12 protein-coding genes, 1 pseudogene and 1 riboswitch are annotated in these 14,517 nt (G+C 69.4%); of the genes and pseudogenes, 5 read left to right on the forward strand and 8 right to left on the reverse strand.

The window, feature by feature from the left end; translation table 11 throughout:
* The first annotated feature begins 45 nt into the window (after positions 1-45).
* Together RAB71_RS03460 and RAB71_RS03465 are read left to right on the forward strand one after the other, a co-directional pair.
* Positions 46-2,070, forward strand: a complete 2,025-nt coding sequence (locus RAB71_RS03460) for a M3 family metallopeptidase (protein ID WP_010343817.1) — start codon at positions 46-48, stop codon at positions 2,068-2,070.
* 373 nt (positions 2,071-2,443) lie between these two features.
* Complete coding sequence (locus RAB71_RS03465) at positions 2,444-3,313, forward strand: hypothetical protein (protein ID WP_167397488.1); 870 nt, start codon at positions 2,444-2,446, stop codon at positions 3,311-3,313.
* Positions 3,314-3,359: 46 nt separating this feature from the next.
* Here RAB71_RS03465 and fabB read toward each other — a convergent pair whose 3' ends face one another.
* Both fabB and fabA read right to left on the reverse strand, forming a co-directional pair.
* Positions 3,360-4,568, reverse strand: a complete 1,209-nt coding sequence (gene fabB / locus RAB71_RS03470; protein ID WP_010343819.1) for a beta-ketoacyl-ACP synthase I — start codon at positions 4,566-4,568, stop codon at positions 3,360-3,362.
* The gene (fabA, locus tag RAB71_RS03475; protein ID WP_010343820.1) at positions 4,568-5,083 is read right to left on the reverse strand and encodes a 3-hydroxyacyl-[acyl-carrier-protein] dehydratase FabA; all 516 of its coding nucleotides are present in this window, start codon (positions 5,081-5,083) and stop codon (positions 4,568-4,570) included. The genes fabB and fabA overlap by 1 nt, the downstream gene beginning before the upstream one ends.
* 200 nt (positions 5,084-5,283) lie before the next feature.
* Between fabA and dinB the strand changes: the two genes are divergently transcribed.
* Together dinB and gph are read left to right on the forward strand one after the other, a co-directional pair.
* Positions 5,284-6,354, forward strand: coding sequence for a DNA polymerase IV (gene dinB / locus RAB71_RS03480; RefSeq protein WP_010343821.1), 1,071 nt, complete (start codon positions 5,284-5,286; stop codon positions 6,352-6,354).
* Positions 6,355-6,666: 312 nt separating this feature from the next.
* Positions 6,667-7,320 carry a phosphoglycolate phosphatase gene (gph, locus tag RAB71_RS03485; RefSeq protein WP_029562215.1) on the forward strand — a complete coding sequence of 218 codons (654 nt, stop codon included), beginning with the start codon at positions 6,667-6,669 and terminating at the stop codon, positions 7,318-7,320.
* 184 nt (positions 7,321-7,504) lie between these two features.
* Here the strand turns inward: gph and btuB are convergent, their stop codons facing one another.
* From btuB to RAB71_RS03500, 3 genes are all read right to left on the reverse strand, one after another.
* Entirely contained in the window at positions 7,505-9,376 is a 1,872-nt protein-coding gene (btuB, locus tag RAB71_RS03490) for a TonB-dependent vitamin B12 receptor (protein WP_010343823.1), read from the reverse strand.
* Between the two features lie 113 nt (positions 9,377-9,489).
* Positions 9,490-9,708, reverse strand: a riboswitch (cobalamin riboswitch).
* A 25-nt stretch (positions 9,709-9,733) separates the two neighbouring features.
* Complete coding sequence (locus RAB71_RS03495) at positions 9,734-10,156, reverse strand: TfoX/Sxy family protein (protein ID WP_010343824.1); 423 nt, start codon at positions 10,154-10,156, stop codon at positions 9,734-9,736.
* Positions 10,153-10,635, reverse strand: a complete 483-nt coding sequence (locus tag RAB71_RS03500) for a GAF domain-containing protein (RefSeq protein ID WP_010343825.1) — start codon at positions 10,633-10,635, stop codon at positions 10,153-10,155. Before RAB71_RS03500 ends, RAB71_RS03495 begins: the two co-directional genes overlap by 4 nt.
* A gap of 120 nt (positions 10,636-10,755) precedes the next feature.
* Here RAB71_RS03500 and bioD point away from each other — a divergent pair, with 120 nt between their 5' ends.
* Entirely contained in the window at positions 10,756-11,445 is a 690-nt protein-coding gene (bioD, locus tag RAB71_RS03505) for a dethiobiotin synthase (RefSeq protein WP_010343826.1), read from the forward strand.
* Between the two features lie 271 nt (positions 11,446-11,716).
* Here bioD and RAB71_RS03510 read toward each other — a convergent pair whose 3' ends face one another.
* The 3 genes and pseudogenes from RAB71_RS03510 to RAB71_RS03520 all read right to left on the reverse strand — a co-directional run.
* A complete protein-coding gene (locus RAB71_RS03510; protein ID WP_010343827.1) occupies positions 11,717-12,094 on the reverse strand; it encodes a phasin family protein in 378 nt (125 codons plus the stop codon).
* 286 nt (positions 12,095-12,380) lie between these two features.
* Positions 12,381-12,740: a 6-carboxytetrahydropterin synthase QueD gene (gene queD, locus RAB71_RS03515; protein ID WP_010343828.1), complete on the reverse strand. Its 360-nt coding sequence runs from the start codon at positions 12,738-12,740 to the stop codon at positions 12,381-12,383.
* Positions 12,741-12,973: 233 nt separating this feature from the next.
* Positions 12,974-14,281, reverse strand: a pseudogene (locus tag RAB71_RS03520) (DEAD/DEAH box helicase); the annotation flags it as partial.
* Between the last annotated feature and the right edge of the window lie 236 nt (positions 14,282-14,517).

Here is a 14,517-nt window from a genome sequence, read left to right on the forward strand (position 1 = left end):
ATGGCCGGCTGCGCCGGTCCTTCCTCCGCTACCGAGAGTTCCGCGATGACCAATCCCTTGCTCGATTTTTCCGGCCTGCCGCGCTTCGATGCGATCCAGCCCGAGCACATCGGCCCGGCGATCGACACGCTGCTGGCGCAGGCCGAGGCCGCCGTGGCCGCCGCCGAGACGGTGGCGCCGGTGCGCTGGGACAGCTTCGTGGCGCCGCTGGACGATGCCACCGAGCGGCTGTGGCGGGCCTGGGGCCAGGTGGGCCACCTGCAGGCGGTGGTCAACACGCCGGCGCTGCGCGAGGCCTACAACGCCAACCTGCCCAAGGTGACGCGCTTCTCCAGCGCGCTGGGGCAGAACCTGGCGCTGTTCGCCCAGTACAGCACGCTGGCGCAATCGCCGGAGGCGGCGACGCTGACGCCGGCGCAGCACAAGGTGCTGGACAACGCGCTGCGCGATTTCCGCCTGGGCGGCGCCGAACTGGGCGAGGCCGACAAGCAGCGCTTCGCCGCGATCCAGGAAGAACTGTCGGCGCTGTCGGCCAAGTTCTCGCAGAACGTGCTCGACGCCACCGACGCGTGGTCGCTGCTGATCGACGACCCGGCGCGCCTGGCCGGCCTGCCCGAGGACAGCATCGCCGCCGCGCATGCGGCGGCCGAACGCGACGGCCAGACGGGCTGGAAGCTGACCCTGCAGATGCCGTGCTACCTGCCGGTGCAGATGTACGCCGAGGACCGCGCCCTGCGCGAGACGCTGTACCGCGCCAACGCGATTCGCGCCTCGGAGTTCGGCGATGCGGCGCTGGACAACAGCGCGGCGATCGGCCGCATTCTCGCCCTGCGTCACGAACTGGCGGCCCTGCTCGGCTTCGCCAGCTACGCCGAGTATTCGCTGGCGACGAAGATGGCGCAGGATCCGGCACAGGTGCTGGAGTTCCTGCACGACCTGGCCGCACGCGCCAAGCCCTACGCGCAGCGCGACCGCGCCGAACTGGAAGCGTTCGCGCGCGAGCACCTGGGTCTGGATACGCTGGAAGCCTGGGATCTGGCCTACGTCAGCGAGAAACTGAAGCAGGCGCGCTACAGCTTCTCCGAGCAGGAGGTGAAGCGTTACTTCACCGAGCCCAAGGTGCTGGACGGCCTGTTCGGCCTGATCCACGACCTGTACGGATTGCGGGTGGAGGCCGACAGCGCGCCGGTGTGGCATCCGGACGTGCGCTTCTTCCGCCTCAGCGACGCGCAGGGGCGCCTGGTCGGGCAGTTCTACCTGGATCTGTACGCACGCGAAGGCAAGCGCGGCGGCGCCTGGATGGACGACTGCCGCAACCACCGCGAACGCGCCGACGGCGTGCAGACCCCGCTGGTGTACCTGGTGTGCAACTTCGGCCGCGGCAGCGACGGCAAGCCGGCCACCTTCACCCACAACGAGGTCACCACCCTGTTCCACGAGATGGGCCATGGCCTGCACCAATTGCTGACCCAGATCGGCGAACTGGGTGTGGCCGGCATCAACGGCGTGGAATGGGACGCGGTGGAATTGCCCAGCCAGTTCATGGAGAACTTCTGCTGGGAATGGCCGCGCCTGCAGGCGATGACGGCGCACGTGGACAGTGGCGAGCCGCTGCCACGCGCGCTGTTCGACAAGATGCTGGCGGCGAAGAACTACCAGAGCGGCATGTTCACCGTGCGCCAGCTCGAGTTCGCGCTGTTCGACATGCAACTGCACCACAGCTTCGATGCGCAGTCCGACAGCGTGCTGCAACTGCTCGAGCGCGTGCGCGACGCCGTGGCGGTGAACCGGCCGCCGGCGTGGAACCGCTTCCCGCACCAGTTCAACCACATCTTCGCCGGCGGCTATGCGGCCGGCTATTACAGCTACAAGTGGGCCGAGGTGCTCAGCGCCGACGCGTATGCCGCATTCGAGGAAGCGCCTGACCAGTTGGCCACCACCGGCGCGCGCTTCCTGCGCGAAATCCTCTCGCGCGGCGGCAGCCGCCCGGCGCTGGAGAACTTCACCGCCTTTCGCGGTCGTGCGCCGGAGTTGGAAGCGCTGCTGCGGCACAGTGGTATGGCGGGGTAGGCGGGGATTTGTGATTCGGGATTGGGGATTTGTGATTTTTCGCGAGTGCATGGCATTTCCAGCGCTTCTGGCTTTGTTGTAGGAGCGGCTTCAGCCGCGACGGAGCATTACCGGTAACGCCCGTCGCGGCCGATCCCACAAAAGGGGACAAGAGTCGCTCCCGCAGAGAATCGCTTGCCAATGCGTTGGCTCCGCCCAGCACGCTGCCGCCCCCAATTCCCAATCCCGGCTTTCAACAGCCGCAGTCTGGTCATCCCGAATCCCCAATCCCCAATCCCGGCTCCTCCGTGCTAGAACAGGACGCAGCGGCACAGCGATCTTCGCCGCCGCGACCGCGGCGCAGGAAACCGCCGCACTGCACAAGGAGGACCGCATGAAGCGAGCAGGGTGGTGGGCGCCGTTGCTGTTGACGATGGCAACACCGGCGCTGGCGCAGGACGGCAGCGGCACGGTGCGCATCGGCGCCAGCCTGCGTGCCGGCCCGGCGCCGGAGTATCCGCGCGTGGCCACGCCGGTCACCAACGACGCGCTGCGGGTGCATGGCTGCACCCGCGACTGGGCCTGGTGCGATGTCAGTTGGCGCGAAAAACGCGGCTGGTTGCCGGCCGGCGCGATCGATTTCAGCGCACAGGAACAGGGCATCGCCCCCGGCGTGCCCACCGTCGGCTTTGCGCTGGATCGCTATTGGGACACGCACTATCGCGGTCAGCCGTGGGCGCGTGAACGCGCGCGCTATCGACCGCTGGAAAGCGCAGCGGCCGCGGCCGGCCCGGCGCAGATTCCGGCCCCATTGCAGCGCCAGTTGGCGCCGCAATGGCGGGCGCCGCCACCAATGGCGTCTGCCTCCGAGGCCGTGAGCGGCGCGCCGCAATGGACGCCTCCGGGCGAGCGGATGCATCAGATCCCGCCGCCGGATGCGCTCAATCCCCGCTACAACAAGGAACTGTCGAAGGAACTGCAACGGCAGGAAGAAGACCGTCGCCAGCGCGAATCGATGGGACTGCAGCCGGTGCCGCCGCCTGCGTCTGCGCCATCGGCATCGCCGTCATGGCCGCCGTCGCCAGCGACGATCCAGTGGGTCGAGCGGCACTCGCCGAAGCCGAGTTCGCCACCGCCGCCGCCACCTTCAGCCTCACCACCACCACCACCACCTCCGCCGCCGCCTTCAGCGCCACCGACCAAGCCGGAGGCGCACAAGGACGAGGCGGCCGGGCGCCACGACGTGAAGCAACTGGAACGCTGAACCCCGTCACGGCGCCTTCGCTGGCGCCGTGTGGATTCGGCCCGGATCAGGCCTTGGCGAACACCAGCGCAGCGTTGGTACCGCCGAAGCCGAAGCTGTTGGACATCACCGTGCGCAAGTCCGCGTCGCGGCTCTCGCGCACGATCGGGAAGCCCTCTGCGCGCGGATCCAGCGTGTCGATATTGGCCGAGCCGGCGATGAAGCCGTCGCGCAGCATCAGCAGGCAGTAGATCGCCTCGTGCACGCTCGCCGCGCCCAGCGAATGCCCGGACAGCGCCTTGGTCGAGGACAGCGGCGGCACCGCATCACCGAACACCGCGCGCACCGCATCCAGCTCGGTGACATCGCCCAGCGGCGTCGAGGTGCCGTGGGTGTTGAGATAGTCGATCGGCGCGTCCACGCCCTGCAGCGCCATGTGCATGCAGCGCACCGCGCCTTCGCCGGACGGTGCCACCATGTCGGCGCCGTCGGAGGTCACGCCGTAGCCGACCAGTTCGGCATGGATGCGCGCGCCGCGCGCCACCGCGTGCTCGTAGTCCTCCAGCACCAGCATGCCGCCGCCGCCGGCGATGACGAAGCCGTCGCGCGCGGCGTCGTAGGGCCGCGACGCCACCGCCGGCGTGTCGTTGAAGCCGGTGGACAGCGCGCCCATGGCGTCGAACATCAGGCTCATGGTCCAGTCGAGCTCTTCGCCACCGCCGGCGAACATCACGTCCTGCTGGCCGTGGCGGATCAGGTCCGCCGCCGCGCCGATGCAGTGCGCCGAGGTCGCGCAGGCCGCCGACAGCGAGTAGCTGACGCCCTTGATCTTGAACGCGGTGGCCAGGCTGGCCGACACCGCCGAACACATCGTGCGCGGCACCATGTACGGGCCGACCTTGCGCACGCCGCGGTTGCGCAGCAGGTCCGCCGCTTCCACCTGCCAGTGGCTGGAGCCGCCACCGGAGCCGGCGATCAGGCCGATGCGCGGGTCGCTGATCGCCGCCTCGTCCAGGCCGGCATCGGCCAGCGCATCGCGCAGCGCCAGGTAGGCGTAGGCCGAGGCATCGCCCATGAAGCGCTTGAGCTTGCGGTCGATCGCCGCGTCCAGGTCCAGTTGCACGTCGCCGCCGACCTGGCTGCGCAGGCCTGCTTCCACCGCCTGCGGGTTGTGGCGGATGCCGGACTGACCTTCTCGCAAGGCGCGCGCCACGGTGTCCAAATCGTTGCCCAGGCACGACGTGATGCCCATTCCGGTAATGACCACGCGCCGCATCAGAACGCCTCCGTCGAGGTGAACAGGCCCACGCGCATGTCCTTGGCGGTATAGATCTCGCGCCCGTCCACCGACATGCGGCCGTCGGCCACCGCCATCACCAGCTTGCGGTTGATCACCCGGCTGATGTCGATCTCGTACACCACCTGCTTGGCGCTCGGCAGCACCTGCCCGGTGAACTTCACTTCGCCCACGCCCAGCGCGCGGCCGCGGCCGGGCGCGCCCAGCCAGGTCAGGAAGAAGCCGGTCAGCTGCCACATCGCATCCAGGCCCAGGCAGCCGGGCATCACCGGATCGCCGATGAAATGGCAGCCGAAGAACCACAGGTCCGGGCGGATATCCAGCTCGGCGCGGATCACGCCCTTGCCGTGCGCGCCGCCGGTCTCGTCGATGGCGACGATGCGGTCGAACATCAGCATCGGATCGTTGGGCAGGCGCCCGGCGTTGGCGCCGAACAGCTCGCCGCGTGCGCTGGCGAGCAATTGCTCGCGCGAATAGGAAGACAGACGACTCATGAACGGAACATTCCCAGGCCAGACAGTCGAGGCGCGCAAGAGTGCATGAGCCTTGCGCGTTCAATCAAACGTTTTATCCGTACGCACGCGTAGTGTCGGCAGCGTCGACGGCGCGCGCACTGCGCCGGATCAAGGCGCACATTCTCAGTCCGTGCGCAGTGCCGGGCTTATCATGCGCACACCGTTCGCAGGCGTAGGGTATGGGGTCGATGCGCAAGATCATTCACGTCGACATGGATGCGTTCTACGCGTCCGTGGAGCAGCGTGACGATCCGGCGCTGCGCGGCAAGCCGGTGGTGGTGGCCTGGCGCGGCATGCGCTCGGTGGTGTGCGCCGCCTCCTACGAGGCGCGCGTGTTCGGCGTGCGCTCGGCGATGCCGGCGCTGCGCGCCGAGCGGCTGTGCCCGGACGCGATCTTCGTGCCGCCGGATTTCGCCCGCTACAAGGCGGTGTCGCGGCAGGTACGCGAGATCTTCCAGCGCCACACCGACATGATCGAGCCGCTGTCGCTGGACGAGGCCTACCTGGACGTCACCGCGCCCAAGGGCGAGCTGCGCACCGCCACCGAGATCGCCCAGACCATCCGCGCGCAGATCCGCGCCGAAACCGAACTGACCGCCTCGGCCGGGATCGCGCCGAACAAGTTCCTGGCCAAGATCGCCTCGGACTGGCGCAAGCCCGACGGCCAGTTCGTGATCCGCCCGCATCGCGTGGAAGCCTTCCTGACCCCGTTGCCGGTGAACAAGGTGCCCGGCGTGGGCAAGGTGATGGAGGCCAAGCTGGCGGAACTGGGCATCGCCACCGTGGGCGACCTGCGCGCGCGCAGCGAAGCGGAACTGGAGGCGCGCTTCGGCAGCTTCGGCCTGCGCCTGTACCAGCGCGCGCGCGGCATCGACGAACGTCCGGTGGAATCGGACCAGCCGGTGCAGTCGATCTCCTCCGAGGACACCTTCGCCGAAGACCTGGCGCTGGACGCGCTGGAGCCGGCGATCCGGCAACTGGCGGAGAAGACCTGGAACGCCACCCGCCGCACCGAACGCATCGCGCGCACGGTGGTGCTGAAGCTGAAGACCGCGCAGTTCCGCATCCTCACCCGCAGCTTCACCCCCGAGCAGCCGCCGGAGTCGCTGCAGACCTTGATCGACATCGCCCTGGCGCTGCGCGCGCGCGTGGACCTGCCGGCGTCCACCCGCTACCGCCTGGTCGGCGTGGGCCTGTCCGGCTTTCACGAGCCCACACCCGCACAGGCGCAGGGGCGCTTGTTCGGTTGAGGTGGTCACGCACGGAGGCTGTATGGTGTTCTGCCTGATACGTGGATTGAAACGGGTTGTCGCCGTCGTGGAGGATGCCAAGTTGGCAGCCGCATCCTCGCCATGCGTGGATTGAACGCCAAGGGATACGCGAGTGAACCGGGAACGTGGCATTTGCCCATCCCGCGTCGGGACTGAAGTCCTCCCACATGTGCGTGCAAGGATGGGAAACACGGACTTCATCGTCTGGCCATGCTGATCGGCCTTGCCGCGACCGCATACCGGCCGTGCGCCACCTACAATGCACACCTCTTCCCCCTGTCTTGGCACGACATGACGTTTCCGTATGCAGTGGTGGTGTTCGACCTCGACGGCACCCTGGTCGACAGCGGCGCCGACATCGCCGAGGCGCTGAACCGCACGCTGGCCGACTTCGGCCTGCCGCGGGTGCCGGAGGCGACCGTGCTCGGCTGGATCGGCGAGGGCGTACGCAAGCTGGTCGAGGCCGCCTGGCGACACGCCGGCGACGCCACGCCGCTCGATGCGGTGATGCCGACCTTCATGCGCCACTACGCCGAATGCCTGTTGCGCAGTCCGCGGCTGTATCCCGGCGCGGCCGAGGCCTTGGCGCAATTGCATGCCGATGGCGTGACGCTGGCGCTGTGCACCAACAAGCCGTCGGCGATGGTGCCGCCGCTGCTGCAGCATCTGGGCGTGGCGGAGCTGTTTTCCGCGGTGCTGGGCGGCGACAGCCTGCCCGAGCGCAAGCCCAGCCCGGCGCCGTTGCTGCACCTGGCGCAGCAGTTCGCGCAGCCGCCGGCGCGCTGTCTGATGGTCGGCGATTCGGGGACCGACCTGCAGGCCGGGCACGCCGCCGGCATGCCGGTGGCGCTGGTGCGCTACGGCTATCCGCGCGACCTGGATCTGGCCACCGCCAACGTGGTGCTGCTGATGGACGATCTGCGCGAGCTGCTGCAGTTGCGCTGAGCGATGGTCGCGCAGCGCCGCGGTGCAACGCGAAGGTCCCGGTTATGTTGTAGGAGCGGCTTCAGCCGCGATGGGTTTTCCCGATAAAGCCCATCGCGGCTGAAGCCGCTCCTACAAAAAGACGCGTGTGATGTCTGAGCTGTCGCGTCGCGCCACGCCTTGCGGCACGGCGCGACGCATGACGTCAGCGCGCCGCCGGCGCGTAGCGCAGGGTCAGCGCGTATTCGCGGCCCGGCTGGTTGTACCAGTTCACCGTCTGGTAGTCGCGATCGAACACGTTGCTGGCCTTGGCCTGCAGCGTCCAGTCCGGGGTGAACGCGTATTCCGCGCGCAGGTCGACGGTGCCGTAGCCGGCCAGGCGCACGCGGTTGGCCGCGTCGTCGAAGCGGTGGCCGCTGCCGAACACGGTGACGCCGAGCTTGACCGGGCCGATGCCGCGGTCCACGTCCAGGCGCGCGGTGTTCTGCGCGCGGCGCGCCAGCCAGTTGTCGCGGTTGTCGCCGTCGCTGCGGTTGCGCGGATCGGTGTGGCTCAGCTGCGCCGACAGTTCCCAGCCGGCCAGCAGCGCATAGCCGGTCAGTTCGGCGCCGCGGATGCGCGCCTCGTCCACGTTGACCGGCAGGAAGCTGACCGCGTCGTAGGAGATCAGGTCCTTGACCCGGGTCTCGTAGGCGTTGAAGGTCCAGTTCCAGCTGTCGGCGTACTGCGCAATGCCGAGGTTGCCGCTCTTGGAACGCTCCGGCTTCAAGTCCGGATTGCCGGCGAACGGGTAGTACAGGTCGTTGAAGGTCGGCGCCTTGAAGCCGGTGCCGACGCTGGCGGTGAGCTTGAGGCCATGCGCCAACGCCAGGCCCCAGCCGAGGCTGCCGGTGGTGTGCTCGCCGAACTGTTCGTTGTCGTCGCTGCGCACGCTGGCCTGCACCTGCTGCGCGCCGAAGCGGCCCTGGTACTCGGCGAACACGCCGGTGTTGTCACGGCTGTCGACGTCGAAGGCGGTGGTGCTGGTGACGTGCTCGCGCTGCCAGTCGCTGCCAACGCTGAGCAGATGGCCTTCGGCCAGGCTGATGTCGCCCTGCAGCGCGGCGGTGTCGCGGCGGCTGTCGAAGGTGCTGATGAAGCTGCGGGTGCGCGCGCCCGGCGCACGGTAGTAGCTGTCGGCGTCGTCGACGTTGCGGCCCAGCTGCGCGGCCAGGTGCAGGCGATCGGAGGGCGTCCAGTCGAGCTTGCCGCTGAACACCTGCTGGGTGTTGTCGGCCTCGTTGCCGGCGAACAGCGGATCGCCGTCGTATTCGTTGCGGCTGTCGATGTTCAGCGCCTGGCCTTCGACGCGCAGTGTGTCGCTCAGCGCGTAGCCGCCGCGCGCGCTCAGCGAGACGTTGCGGTAGCCGTCGCGATCGGGCTGGTCGACGAAGCAGCCGGCGAACAGCGTGGCCGAGCCGTTGCAGGCATTGATGCCGTCGGTCTTCTGGTAGCCGCCCTGCACGGCCAGCCAGCCGCGCTCGCCGCGGTTGCTGAAGCCGGCGCCGGCTTCGCGCAGACCATGGCTGCCGCCGCCCAGGCTCAGGTTCTGCTGGAAGCCCTGGCCGCCGCGGCGGGTGAAGATCTGGATGACGCCGCCGATCGCGTCGGAGCCGTACAGGCTCGAGCGCGGGCCGCGCACGATCTCGATGCGCTCGATCTGGCTCAGCGGCAGGTCCTGGAACGCGGCCAGGCCGGCGCTGGCCGAGCCGATGCGCACGCCGTCCACCAGCACCAGCACGTGGTCCGATTCGCTGCCGCGCAGGTTCAGCGTGGTCAGCTTGCCCAGGCCGCCCTGGTTGGAGACGCCGATGCCGGCGCGGCCCTGCAGCAGCTGCGCCAGCGACGTGGCCTGGCTGCGCTCGATCTCGGCGCGGTCGATGACCTGCGCCGGCACCACGCTGTCCTCCACGGAAATCTGGGTGCGGGTGGCGGTGACCAGGACCTGGTCGAGGTCGGTGGCGGCATCGGCGGCGTGGGCCAGCGCGGGCAGGGACAGGGCGGACGCGATCGCGACCGAAAGCAGGCGGGACGACATGGGTGGCAACTCCGGCGCGCGGCTGCGCGCTGTGACGGCAAGGGAGTCGCGAACGGAAGGTGCAAGCGGACGGCGCCGGACACGGCGCGGCACGCCGCGACGCCCTCCGCATCGCAACCAGTGAACTGCAAGGCCGGTCTCCGGGCTGGCGATCAGGGAGGTGGACCTCCCGGCTGCGACGCCTTCCCATGCCCAGGGCACAGTGGCGCAGGTCGTCAGCGCGGATCGCTTACCGTTGCGGGGGCAGCGCCGGCCTTGTCGCAAGACGCACCGGCTTCCCGTTTCAACCCGCTGGCCGGAGCCGGCGGGTCACCTTGAAGCGGCGCGATTGTACGCGATCGCCGCTGCCTGCGCGGCTCAGTCGGCGTGTGCGCCGTGGCCGTCGTCGTCGCCGTGGTGGTCGCCCACCGGCGTGTCGTGCGTCTCCTGCGCGTAGGTGCCGTCATCGTCGCCGTGCGTGTCGTCGCGGTCGAAATGGGTGGTCGCCACCGGCCCGGCGACCGGCAGGCCGCGCTGCGCCGGCAGCGCCGCCGTCGCGGTTTCCAGTTCGGCCAGCAACTGCGCGCGCCGCGCCTCGGACAGTTCCTGCCAGTGGCAGCCGCTGAGCGCGCCCTCCAGCGAATACAGCAGGTTGAGGCTGGGCTTGAAGCCGGCGCGCTTGACCTTGACGAAGGCGCCGACCGCGCCGGCCGCCTCCAGGTCCTGCTGCGTGCGCACGCCGACCTGGCGCAGCCACGCCGCGCTCTTGGGGCCGATATTGCGCAGCTTGGTGGTGCTCATCGCAGGCTGTCGACGAAGACCTGGGCGATCGCTTCCAGGCCGCGCTGGTCGTCGGCGTCGAAGCGGGCCAGGTCGGGACTGTCCAGGTCGAACACGCCGACCAGCGCGCTGTCGCGCAGCAGCGGCACCACCAGTTCCGAACGCGAGGCCGCATCGCAGGCGATGTGCCCCGGGAAGGCCTCCACGTCGTCGATGCGCTGGGTCTGGCCGGTGCTGGCAGCCGCGCCGCACACGCCCTTGTGCAGCGGAATGCGCACGCAGGCGGGCAGGCCCTGGAACGGCCCCACCACCAGTTCCTTGCCGTCGTAGAGGTAGAAACCCACCCAGTTCAGCCGCGGCAGCGCGTGATACACCAGCGCCGCCAAGTTGGCGGCATTGGCGATGCGGTCGGGCTCCCCGGCGACCAGGGCGCGGGCCTGGTCGAGCAACTGGGCGTACTGTTCCGGCTTGCTGCCGGTGAGCGATGACGAGGCGAACATCGCGCGAGTCTAGCAGCGCGATGCCTCCGCCGGCACCGCGGCGGCTGACGCGCGCGGCGGGCCCGGCTATCCTGCGCGCCGCCGCGCGTCCCGCCGGCCAACCGACAGGGTTTCGCTCGCATGGCTGTTCCCGCCTTCTACGTCACCGGCACCGATACCGGCATCGGCAAGACCATCGCCAGCACCGCGCTGCTGCATGCCTTGCGCGCGCGCGGTCAGCGCGCGGTGGGCATGAAGCCGGTGGCCAGCGGCTGCACCCGCGAGGCCGAGGGCTGGCGCAACGAGGACGCACTGGCCCTGCAGGAGGCCAGCGCGCCACGCCCGCGCTATGACGATCTCAATCCGTACGCGCTGCCGTTGCCGCTGGCGCCGGAACTGGCCGCCGCCGATGCCGGCGTGCAGCTGGAGCTGGCGCCGATCGCGGCCGCGTTCGAACGTCTGCGCGCGCAGGCCGACGTGGTGGTGGTGGAAGGCGTCGGCGGCTGGGCGGCGCCGCTGTCGGCGACGCTGGACCAGGCCGATCTGGCACGCGCGCTGCGGCTGCCGGTGGTGCTGGTGGTCGGCCTGCGCCTGGGCTGCCTCAACCACGCCCGGCTCAGTGCCGCGGCGATCGCCGCCGACGGCCTGCAGTGCATCGGCTGGATCGGCAACGAGATCGACCCGGCGATGGAGCGCATCGACGACAACATGGCGATGCTGCGTGCGCGCCTGCCGATGCCGTGCTGGGGGCGGTTGCCGTACCGGCCGCAACCGCAGGCCGAGCAGTTGGCGGCGCAGTTGCAGCCGTGGGCGGGCATGTCGCCGGGCTGATCGACTACCGGGCGGGTTGTGTGGGAGGGATTTCAGTCCCGACGTCTCACTGATGAAGCATCGGTGCAGCAGCTTCTCCCACAAAGAAAGACAGGAACGCCGGGGACGCACGCGATCAACCAATCCCGAATCCCCACTCCCAAATCCCACCCACAAAAAAAAGGCCCGGTAGAGGGAGGGATCTACCGGGCCTTGGGGTTGCACGGGGGGAGGGACCCATGCAGACCGAGGGTGCGTCGGGCGGCGGACCGCAGCGACGTCGAATCGGGTGTTACTTCGCGGCGGGCTTGGCCTTGGGCGCGGCCTGTTCTGTCGCCGCCTCGAACTGGTGCTTGGCGAGCTGGCCGATGGCCTCGGAGGTCTTCAGGCCCAGGCCGAACACTTCCTGGTTGGCCGTGGCCAGCCGCTCGAAGTTGTCGCGGGCGATCTGCAGGCCCTTCGGCCACAGCGCCTGCACGGTGCCCAGGTCGCGCGCCTCGGTCAGTTCGCCGAGGAAGCCTGTGGTGGCCGACACGTTCTTCTCGAAGGTCTTCAACTGCACGCCGAACACGCTCTCGGCGCTCTCCAGCGCCAGGCGGTTGGCACGCGCCGCGGCAGCGGCGAACTGCTGGGTGTAGCTGCTGAACTGGTCGTTGAATTGAGCGGACATCATGCAACTCCGTTGGAATGCCGACTGCTGTTGCAGTGCAACATACGCCCATTCTGCTGCAATGCAACAAAATTTTCTGAAGCTGCTCAGGATCCGTTCAAACTGTTTTTAAGATCAATTACTTGGCGCAATTTCGCCAGCCCTCGCCGGATGCCTCCACGCCTCCGGCGGGCGCCAACTGCGCGCGATGAGGAACAGCGGGCCGTCACTGGAGACCCTCGGTCGTCGCAGTGCCGCCCTTACGATTCCCCAATCCCCATTCCCCATTCCCCATTCCCAGCCTTCTTCAACCCGGCCCGCGATACCGGCACCCAGACGTGCAGGTCTCGTGCACCACCACTTCGCTCAGCAGCGGCAGCGCCGGCTTGAGTCGCTCCCAGATCCACATCGCCAGGCGCTCGCTGGTGGGGTTGTCCAGCCCGTCGATGTCGTTGAGGTAGTGGTGGTCGAGCTGGTCGTAGAGCGGGCGGAACGCCGCCTTGATGTCGCCGAAATCCATCACCCAGCCGCTCTCGGCGCCGGGTTCGCCGCTGACGTGCAGCTCGATGCGGAACGAATGCCCGTGCAGGCGCGCGCACTTGTGGCCGGGCGGCACGTTGGGCAGGCGGTGCGCGGCTTCGAGGGTGAAAACTTTGAAGATATCCATGGGTGGCATTGTACGGTCAGGGGTGGAGCGGCATGGCGCGGTGCGGGGCGCGCGAAACGCATGACGTGGCGTGCTGCAGGGCTGGCGACAGGCGCGTGATGTCCGGGCAGAGCGGACAAAAAAGGCCGCCCCGAAGGGCGGCCTGGGTGCGTGCGAGGCGCTCGGCCGCCGATGGCTCAGCGCGGCGCGGCAGGACGGTTGCCGCCGTTGCCTTGGCGGCGACCCTGGCCCTGACGGCGCGCGCCGTCGGCGTGGTTGCCGCCGGGCTTCTTGCTGCCGGCATGCGCGTGCGCCGGCGCATCGCCGTGGCCGCGGCGGGCGTGGCTGCCGCGGCGCGGCGGACGCTGGCCGCCCGGACGCTCGTCCGGCGGATTGTTGTTGCCCCAGCGGATCGGCGTGACCGGCTCGAAACCGGGCACGTCGCGGATGTCCATGTCGCGCTTGAGCAGGCGTGCGATCGCGCGCAGCAGCTTGGCCTCGTCCTGCGCCACCAGCGACACCGCCTCGCCCTGCGCGCCGTTGCGGCCGGTGCGGCCGATGCGGTGCACGTAGTCCTCGGCGACCATCGGCAGGTCGTAGTTGATGACCTTGGGCAACTGGTCGATGTCGATGCCGCGCGCGGCGATGTCGGTAGCCACCAGTACGGTGATGCGGCCGGCCTTGAAGTCGCCGAGTGCGCGCAGGCGCTGGCCCTGGCTCTTGTTGCCGTGGATCGCCGCGGCCTTGATCCCGGACTTGTCCAGGAACGTGGTCAGCTTGTCGGCGCCGTGCTTGGTGCGGGCGAACACCAGGGTCTGCTTGCGCGAGTCGGCGGCCAGCAGGTGCAGCAGCAGTTCGCGCTTGCGCGCGCCGTCCACCGGGTGCACGCGGTGGGCGATGGTGTCGGCCACGGTGTTGCTCGGGGTCGCCTGGATTTCCTGCGGGTCGCGCATGAACTCGCGGGCCAGCTGCTTGATGCCTTCCTCGAAGGTGGCCGAGAACAGCAGGGTCTGGCGGTTCTGCCGCGGCAGCTTGGCGAGGATGCGCTTGATCGACGGCAGGAAGCCCATGTCGAGCATGCGGTCGGCCTCGTCCAGCACCAGGATCTCGATGCCGGACAGGTCCACGCTGCGGCGCTCGAGGTGGTCGAGCAGGCGGCCCGGGCAGGCGATCAGCAGATCCACGCCACGGCGCAGCGCGTCGAGCTGGTTGCCCATGCCCACGCCGCCGTAGATGGTGGCGCTGGGGATGCGCAGGTACTTGCTGTAGCCGCGCAGGCTGTCGTGGACCTGGGTGGCCAGTTCGCGGGTCGGGGTCAGCACCAGGGCGCGCGGCTTGCGCGGGCCGGCGCCCACGGTCTGCGGCGAGGTGCCCAGGTGCTGCAGCAGCGGCAGGCCGAACGCAGCGGTCTTGCCGGTGCCGGTCTGCGCACCGGCCATCAGGTCATGGCCTTCCAGGGCGACGGGAATGGCCTGCGCCTGGATCGGGGTGGGGGTTTCGTAGCCCTGCTCGGCCAGCGCGCGCAGCAGGAAGGGCGCAAGGCCCAGGGATTCGAACGACATGAGAATGCTCCGGATAACGCGCCGACGCCGGGACGGACCCGGCGCGCAGGCGCAAGTAGGTGAGGCTCGGAGCGTTCCCGTGAACCGCGCTGCGAGAGGGTGGATCAACCCGCAGCGCGAGGCTGGGGTTCGTCGGCACCACGAAAGGCGTCGGGCGGGGCGGGCGAGTCGGATCGTTGCGATCCTGGCCTCGCCGGCGGTCCCTGAGGGAAACGGACGGCCGCATGCAGACCGGG

The organism is Xanthomonas sacchari, from assembly GCF_040529065.1.
Classification (GTDB): Bacteria; Pseudomonadota; Gammaproteobacteria; order Xanthomonadales; family Xanthomonadaceae; genus Xanthomonas_A; species Xanthomonas_A sacchari.

What these genes read in the sequence shown, in the direction of transcription:
- RAB71_RS03460 (WP_010343817.1), top strand. Translation starts at nt 46, where the DNA reads ATGACCAATCCCTTGCTCGATTTTTCCGGCCTGCCGCGCTTCGATGCG.
- RAB71_RS03465 (WP_167397488.1), top strand. Translation starts at nt 2,444, where the DNA reads ATGAAGCGAGCAGGGTGGTGGGCGCCGTTGCTGTTGACGATGGCAACA.
- fabB (WP_010343819.1), bottom strand. Translation starts at nt 4,568, where the DNA reads ATGCGGCGCGTGGTCATTACCGGAATGGGCATCACGTCGTGCCTGGGC.
- fabA (WP_010343820.1), bottom strand. Translation starts at nt 5,083, where the DNA reads ATGAGTCGTCTGTCTTCCTATTCGCGCGAGCAATTGCTCGCCAGCGCA.
- dinB (WP_010343821.1), top strand. Translation starts at nt 5,284, where the DNA reads ATGGGGTCGATGCGCAAGATCATTCACGTCGACATGGATGCGTTCTAC.
- gph (WP_029562215.1), top strand. Translation starts at nt 6,667, where the DNA reads ATGACGTTTCCGTATGCAGTGGTGGTGTTCGACCTCGACGGCACCCTG.
- btuB (WP_010343823.1), bottom strand. Translation starts at nt 9,376, where the DNA reads ATGTCGTCCCGCCTGCTTTCGGTCGCGATCGCGTCCGCCCTGTCCCTG.
- RAB71_RS03495 (WP_010343824.1), bottom strand. Translation starts at nt 10,156, where the DNA reads ATGAGCACCACCAAGCTGCGCAATATCGGCCCCAAGAGCGCGGCGTGG.
- RAB71_RS03500 (WP_010343825.1), bottom strand. Translation starts at nt 10,635, where the DNA reads ATGTTCGCCTCGTCATCGCTCACCGGCAGCAAGCCGGAACAGTACGCC.
- bioD (WP_010343826.1), top strand. Translation starts at nt 10,756, where the DNA reads ATGGCTGTTCCCGCCTTCTACGTCACCGGCACCGATACCGGCATCGGC.
- RAB71_RS03510 (WP_010343827.1), bottom strand. Translation starts at nt 12,094, where the DNA reads ATGTCCGCTCAATTCAACGACCAGTTCAGCAGCTACACCCAGCAGTTC.
- queD (WP_010343828.1), bottom strand. Translation starts at nt 12,740, where the DNA reads ATGGATATCTTCAAAGTTTTCACCCTCGAAGCCGCGCACCGCCTGCCC.